Annotated in this window: 5 protein-coding genes; 2 read left to right on the top strand and 3 right to left on the bottom strand. The window is 53.9% G+C overall.

The window, feature by feature from the left end; genetic code table 11:
- Positions 1–105: 105 nt before the first annotated feature.
- Genes lspA through ribF form a run of 3 tightly spaced genes read right to left on the bottom strand, consistent with a single transcriptional unit; the run spans position 106 to position 4,347 of the window.
- Positions 106–591 carry a signal peptidase II gene (gene lspA / locus AXE65_RS03470; protein WP_068388154.1) on the bottom strand — a complete coding sequence of 162 codons (486 nt, stop codon included), beginning with the start codon at positions 589–591 and terminating at the stop codon, positions 106–108.
- Positions 584–3,412, bottom strand: a complete 2,829-nt coding sequence (ileS, locus tag AXE65_RS03465) for an isoleucine--tRNA ligase (protein WP_068388151.1) — start codon at positions 3,410–3,412, stop codon at positions 584–586. The genes lspA and ileS overlap by 8 nt, the downstream gene beginning before the upstream one ends.
- Positions 3,409–4,347: a bifunctional riboflavin kinase/FAD synthetase gene (gene ribF / locus AXE65_RS03460; protein ID WP_068388148.1), complete on the bottom strand. Its 939-nt coding sequence runs from the start codon at positions 4,345–4,347 to the stop codon at positions 3,409–3,411. The genes ileS and ribF overlap by 4 nt, the downstream gene beginning before the upstream one ends.
- A gap of 182 nt (positions 4,348–4,529) precedes the next feature.
- Between ribF and AXE65_RS03455 the strand changes: the two genes are divergently transcribed.
- Complete coding sequence (locus tag AXE65_RS03455; RefSeq protein ID WP_068388146.1) at positions 4,530–5,756, top strand: flagellin; 1,227 nt, start codon at positions 4,530–4,532, stop codon at positions 5,754–5,756.
- A 69-nt stretch (positions 5,757–5,825) separates the two neighbouring features.
- On the top strand, positions 5,826–7,169 hold the full coding sequence (gene fliD / locus AXE65_RS03450; protein ID WP_068388143.1) for a flagellar filament capping protein FliD: 1,344 nt from the start codon (positions 5,826–5,828) through the stop codon (positions 7,167–7,169).

The raw sequence follows: 7,169 nt of genomic DNA, 5'->3' as shown, positions 1-7,169 counted from the left end.
TCAATCATCGACATGAAAACATCTATCTGGCCTTGCTAAAATTACTGCGTGAACAGCCGCTTTGATCGCGTTTGCTTCCTAAGACCCTATTTAAAAGTGGGCGGGTTAAGCCCGCTTAGTTCTGAACATGTCCAATATCAGTACCGCCGCGCCGATGGTAATGGCGCTGTCGGCCAGGTTAAAGGCCGGGAAGTACCAGCGGTGTTGCCAGTGCAGCAGGATAAAATCAATCACTTGGCCGTAGGCGATACGGTCGATCAGATTGCCGATAGCGCCGCCCAAAATCAGCGCTAGCGCCAAGGCAACCCAGCTTTCATGGGCTTTTAAGCGCTTAAGCCAAACCACTAACACGGCGCTTACGGCCAGCGCAATCACAATAAAAAACCAGCGCTGCCAGCCGGAGGCAGCGGCCAAAAAGCTAAAGGCCGCGCCTTTGTTGTAGGCCAGAGAAAAACTAAAGTAGTTTTCAATCACCGTAATCGGCGGGTGCACTTGCAGTAGCGCTTCAAAGTGCAGTTTGCTGATTTGGTCGAGCAAAACGACGATAAGACTTAACAGCAGCCAAGGCAGTTTTCCGAATTGTTTAAGCATAGCGACGCACCTCACCCGCGCCTTCAAGGTTGTCGATGCAGCGCCCACAAATCTCAGGATGCTCTGGATGCGTGCCGACATCGGCGCAGTGATGCCAGCAACGAGCACATTTTTCGTGACTGGATTTTTCTACTTTGAGTTTTAAACCGGCGAGTTCGGTTTCTACCGCACCTGCTGGCGCATCTTTTAGTGGCAAAAGCCGGGCGGTCGAAGTAATCAGCACAAAGCGCAGTTCTTCTTGCAGTTGCGCAAGTTGTTCGCTGAGTTCGTCCGAACAGTACAAAGTCACCTCGGCTTGCAGATTGCCGCCGATCTGTTTGGCGGCGCGTAGCCGTTCCAGTTCTTTATTGACGGTGGTTTTTACCGCCATCACTTGCTCCCAAAATGCGCGCCCCAAGGCAAAGTCTTGGGGCAGTTCGGTCAAGCCTTGGTACCAGAGCGCAAGATGCACGGATTCGCCGCGCTCGCCCGGCAGGTACTGCCAGATTTCATCGGCGGTAAAGGCAAGAATCGGCGCCATCCAGCGTACTAATGCCTCGGCGATATGCCAGAGCGCGGTTTGGCAGGAACGCCGTGCGCGGCTGTCGGCAGAAGTGGTGTATTGGCGGTCTTTGATAATGTCCAGATAAAAACCACCCATGTCCTGCACGCAAAAATTGTGCAGCTTGGAGTAGACATGCCAGAAGCGATACTCGCGATAGGCGTGCTCGATGTCCTGTTGCAACAAAAGGGCGCGGTCTACCGCCCAGCGGTCAAGCGCGAGCATTTCGGCAAAGGGCAGGGCGTTTTGGGCGGGGTCAAAGCCGCTGAGATTAGCGAGTAAAAACCGCGCGGTATTGCGAATGCGCCGGTAGGCATCGGCACTACGCGCCAAAATGGTTTTGGAGACCGCCATTTCGCCGGAATAATCCGTCGTCGCCACCCAAAGGCGCAAAATATCCGCGCCCAAGCTGTTGGTGACTTGCTGCGGGGCAATCACGTTGCCCAAGGATTTGGACATCTTGCGGCCGTTTTCATCCACCGTGAAACCGTGGGTTAAAAGCTGCCGATAAGGTGCTTGGCCGTCGATCGCGCAGCCGGTTAAAAGCGAGGAGTGAAACCAGCCGCGGTGCTGGTCGGAGCCTTCCAGATACAGGTCTGCCGCAGGACCGCTTACGTGCGCAAGCGGGTGCGAGCCGCGCAGCACGTGGTAATGGGTCGTGCCGGAATCAAACCAGACATCCAGCGTGTCGCTGATTTTTTCGTATTGCCCGGCCTCGCTACCGAGCAATTCTTGCGCATCGAGGGCAAACCAAGCCTCAATGCCGCTTTGTTCCACGCGCTCGGCGACCTGCTCCATTAATTCCAGCGTGTGCGGGTGCAATTCGCCGCTTTCTTTATGCAAAAACAGCGGGATAGGCACGCCCCAATTGCGCTGGCGCGAGATGCACCAATCGGGACGGCTGGCAATCATGCCGTGCAACCTGGCCTTGCCCCAAGCGGGGACAAAGTCCGTTTGTTCAATCGCCGCCAGGGCTTTTTCTCGCAAACTTGGCGTGCTGTCTTCGTTATCCATACGGATAAACCACTGCGCCGTGGCGCGGTAAATCAGCGGCGTTTTGTGCCGCCAGCAGTGCATATAGCTGTGTGTGATGCGCTCATGCTTAAGCAGTGCGCCGCTCTCGCGCAGCTTATCGATAATCGCGGAACCCGCCTTCCAGATAAATTGTCCGCCGAACAGCGGTAAAGAATCGGCATAAACGCCGTTACCCTGTACCGGACTGATAATGTCATCACTTGAAAGGCCGTAGGCTTTGGCGGTGCGAAAGTCGTCCTCGCCGTAGGCCGGGGCGGAGTGGACAATGCCGGTTCCGGCATCGAGGGCGACGTAATCGGCCAGATAAACCGGTGCAGTGCGCGGGTAGAACGGGTGGGCAAATTCGATGAGTTCCAGCGCCACGCCTTGGCATTGCGCGATTTTTTGGCCGGATAAGCCGTACCGTGCAAGGCATTCGCTCACCAGTTCTTCAGCCAGTAATAAAAAACGTTCGCCAATATCGACCAGCGCGTAATCGTATTCGGGGTGGAGATTAAGTGCTTGGTTGGCGGGAATGGTCCAGGGCGTGGTGGTCCAAATAACCGCTTGCACGGGTTTGTTGATGGAAGATAAGCCAAAAGCAGCGGCGAGTTTGGCGTTATCCACTGCGGTAAAACCCACGTCAATGGCATCGGATGGTTTATCGGCGTATTCGACTTCCGCTTCGGCCAGCGCTGAGCCGCAGTCAAAGCACCAGTTGACCGGTTTTAAGTCTTTAACCAGGTAGCCCGCCGCAATCATCTTGGCGAGTGCGCGGATTTCCCCGGCCTCGTTGGCAAAGTTCATGGTTTGATATGGGTTATCCCACTGCCCCTGCACGCCCAGGCGGATAAAGTCCGCCTTTTGTCCTTCAATTTGCTCTTTGGCGTAATCACGGCACAGCGTGCGCACTTGTTCGCCAGGCAGATGCTTGCCGTGCTCGACCTCGACCTTGTGCTCAATCGGCAGACCGTGGCAGTCCCAGCCGGGCACGTAAGGTGCGTCAAAACCGGCCAGCGTTTTGCTGCGCACAATGATGTCTTTAAGGATTTTATTAACGGCGTGACCGATATGAATGCTGCCATTGGCGTAGGGCGGGCCGTCGTGCAGGATAAATTTTTGGCGACCTTTGGCCTGCTCGCGGATTTTTTGGTAGAGATTAAGGTTTTCCCAACGCTCAAGCATTTGCGGCTCGCGTTGCGGCAAGCCCGCTTTCATCGGGAAATCGGTTTGCGGCAGGTTCAGGCTGTCTTTGTAGTCGGTCATCTTGGCGTTTTTTGCAAAAGGTAAGTATGGGCGGCGGCAATATCGGCAGCAATCGCCGCTTTGAGCGCATCAAGGCAGGCAAAGCGCTGCTCGTCGCGCAGTTTGTGGTGGAAGGTGACGGCGAGCCGCTTGCCATAAAGATTGGCGGAAAAGTCCAGCAGATGGACTTCCAGATGGGCGCGCCCGTCACCGGCAACGGTCGGGCGCGTGCCGATATTGGCAACGCCTTTGAGGTTTTTTCCGTTTAATTTAACGCTAACCACAAACACGCCATGTAGCGGCGCGTGCCTTCGGCAAAGCTGGATATTGGCGGTCGGCGTGCCGAGTGTGGCGGCGAGTTTTTGTCCTTCAATCACGCGGCCAGTTATCGCAAACGGGCGACCCAAAAGCGCCTTGGCCTGCGCAAAATCGCCCGCTGCAAGCGCGCATCTTACCCGGCTGCTGCTCACGCGCTCGCCTTCAAATAGCACGGTTTGTGCGGCTTCTACGGCAAACCCCTGTTGTTTGCCGATTTGTTCGAGCAGGGCAAAATCCCCGCGACGCTTTGCGCCGAAACGAAAATCGTCGCCCACCTCCAGATGCTTGACCGCCAAACCACGCGCGAGGACTTGCTGGATAAAGTCTTCGGCAGATAACTGGCTAAGACGGCGGTTAAAGGCGAGTATCAGCACTTGGTCGATATTAAGTGCGGCAAACTCGGTCAACTTGTCACGCAGTCTGGAAAGCCGCGCCGGTGCGTTTTCTGGGGAAAAATATTCGCGCGGCTGCGGCTCAAACAACACCACTGCGCTGGGTAAAGCAAAGTCGCGGGCGCGTTCGCAAAGGCGCGACAAAATCGCCCGATGGCCGATATGTACGCCATCGAAATTACCAATAGTGGCGACACAGCCCGAATGTCCTTCGCTTAAGTTGTAAAGGCCACGAACCCACTGCATAACGCGCTCAATAGACGGAAAAGCCCGCAATTATACGCAAAATGCCGCGGGTTTTTGCGCAAGAGAGTCTGTGTTTAAAGTTTGTAAGAGCCGCGCCGATAAGCGTCTTAAGTGATGCAACGTCTGCAAAGTAACGCCGTTGCATGCACCCTTTTATCTTTTAAACCATTGGAGCGTAACACGTGGCTTTAACCGTCAATACCAATATTGCTTCTTTAAATACCCAACGTAACCTGAACACTTCTTCTGGCGCTTTGGATACTTCCTTGCAGCGCCTGTCCACCGGCAGCCGTATCAACAGCGCCAAAGACGATGCCGCCGGACTGCAAATTGCCAACCGTCTGACCAGCCAGATTAACGGTTTGAATGTCGCGGTTAAAAACACCAAAGACGGTATCTCGATGGCGCAGACCGCAGAAGGTGCATTGCAACAGTCCACCAGCATTTTGCAGCGCATGCGTGATTTGGCGCTGCAAGCGGCTAACGGCTCTAACAGCGCCGAAGAGCGTAAAGCGCTGAACGCGGAAACCGCCGAGCTTAAAAAAGAACTCGACCGTATCGCCAATACCACCACCTTCGGTGGCAAAAAACTGCTCGACGGCAGCTTTGGCACCACCACCTTCCAGGTCGGCAGCGCGGCGAATGAAACCATCAGCGTCAAGTTCGACGAAATGAGCACTTCAGCGCTGAAAGCCAGCTACAGCACCGGCAGCATTAAAAAGGACGAAATTGCCGCTTCTGCCAGTGAAGGCGACCAGGCCGAGGCCAAAGCCTTTGCCATCAGCCTGACGGTAGGCGGCGAAACGCGCACCTTCAGCAGCCAATTGGGCGAAGGTGTAAGTGCAGAAGAGCAAGTACAGGGTCTAGCCAATCTGATTAACGATGCCAATATTGGCGTGGGCGCTTTTATCAATAAAGACGGCGATTTGGATTTGGTCACGGCCGCTGTGGCGGCTGACATCAAGCTTGAATACGCCTCCGCCAGCAACGTAGCTGATGCAGAAAAAGCGCTAAAGCCAGTCGATAAAGAGCCCGTGCCCGATGCCAAGTCAGACGCACTGGCTACTGAGGTGACATTGACCACGGCGACCAACAACCGCGTTAAAGACATCAACTTGGCGGATGCCAAGAGCGCCCAGGAAGCGGTCATTATTATCGACCAGTCGATTCAGGCGATTGACGCGCAGCGTGCGCAGTTGGGTGCGGTGCAAAACCGTTTTGAGAACACTATCGCCAACCTGCAAAACATTGGCGAGAACGTCTCTGCGGCGCGTGGTCGTTTGCAAGACACCGATTTTGCCGCAGAAACGGCGAATCTCACCAAAAACCAAATCTTGCAACAAGCCGGCACGGCGATTTTGGCGCAGGCCAACCAACTGCCGCAGGCGGTACTTAACCTGCTGCGTTAAGCGAGACTCCCCGCTCCCCGGCCTCTCCCAAGGGCCGGGGAGCGGGTGGCTTTTTAGGGAGGTAAGCAGATGAGTGGTATTGCAGGTATTGGTTCAGGCATCAATATCGATGAGATTGTTAAAGCCTCGGTCACGGCAGAAGCCGCGCCCAAGGCGGCGCAGCTTAAGCGCCTGGACGATACGGCGACGGCGAAAATTTCCGCGCTCGGTACATTAAAAGGTGCGCTGGCAGAATTTGCAGACGCGCTTGAAGCACTTAAATCAGCAAAACTGTTTAACCAGCGTAACGCCCGTGTTAGCGGCGGACAGGGCATTGAAGTTTCCGCAGACAGCAAAGCCAAACTCGGGCAGTATCAGTTGCAAGTTATTGAGCTTGCCAAAAGCAGCAAAATCGCCAGCGGCGCTGTTAAAGGTGGCGCGGATACCCCATTTAGCGAAGGCGGCAAAATAGACATTCATTTAGCCGATAAAGTCTATTCAATGGAGGTTAAAGCGGGAACTACGCTGGGCGAGTTACAACAGCAAATCAATACCCGGTTTAAAGACCAAGGCATTAGCGCGGGTCTTGTTAATGACCCGAAAAGCGGCGAAAGTCGTTTAATATTTTCTGCCAAAGAAGGCGGCGAGGGCAATGATTTACAGTTTTTGGTGAGTTCCAGCGATAAACAATTAAACGCATTGGGCGATAAAAAAGAAGTTTTACAACAAGCCAGCAATGCCCGTTTTACCATCGACGGCCTGCCAATGGAAAGTGCCTCCAACGACATTAAAGATGTTATTGAAGGGGTGAACTTTAAACTCACTGAAGTGACTGAAAAACCACTTACCCTAACGATCGAAAGTAATCAAGTCGATATTAAAAAGGCATTGCATACCTTTGTAGGCGCCTATAACAAATTACAGAGCACCTTCGGCGAATTAGGGCGCGTGGTGCCGGTTGAAGGCGGTGAGCCTTTGGTCGGCAAATTGACCGGTGATTCCACCCTGCGTCATCTGCAAAATGGGTTAAGTGCGACTTTTTCCACCGCCATGACCGGTGAGCTGCGCGTATTGGCGGATTTGGGCATTAGCTGCGAAAGAGACGGCAAGCTAAAAGTCGATGATAAAAAACTCGATAAAGCCTTAACCGAACAGTACCAAGCGGCCACTGCATTTTTAAGCGGTGAAAACGGCCTGATGAGCCGCCTTGAAAAAAGCATTCAAAGCTATAGTGAAAAAGGCGGCATTTTAGAAACCCGTATTAACGGCGAACAAAAAACCAGAGACAGCGTAAAAAACCAACTGGAAGCGCTTAATTTGCGCATGCAGTCGGTGGAGAAAAACCTCTACGCCAAATTCATCGCTATGGATCGCATGATCAGCCAATTGCAAAAAACCAGCGGCAGCTTGAATGGCCTGCTCGGCATGGTTTAG

Source organism: Ventosimonas gracilis, assembly GCF_001580025.1.
GTDB lineage: Bacteria > Pseudomonadota > Gammaproteobacteria > Pseudomonadales > Pseudomonadaceae > Ventosimonas > Ventosimonas gracilis.
The sequence above is the reverse complement of the archived record's forward strand: the minus strand, read 5'-3'. Positions and strand labels throughout refer to the sequence as shown.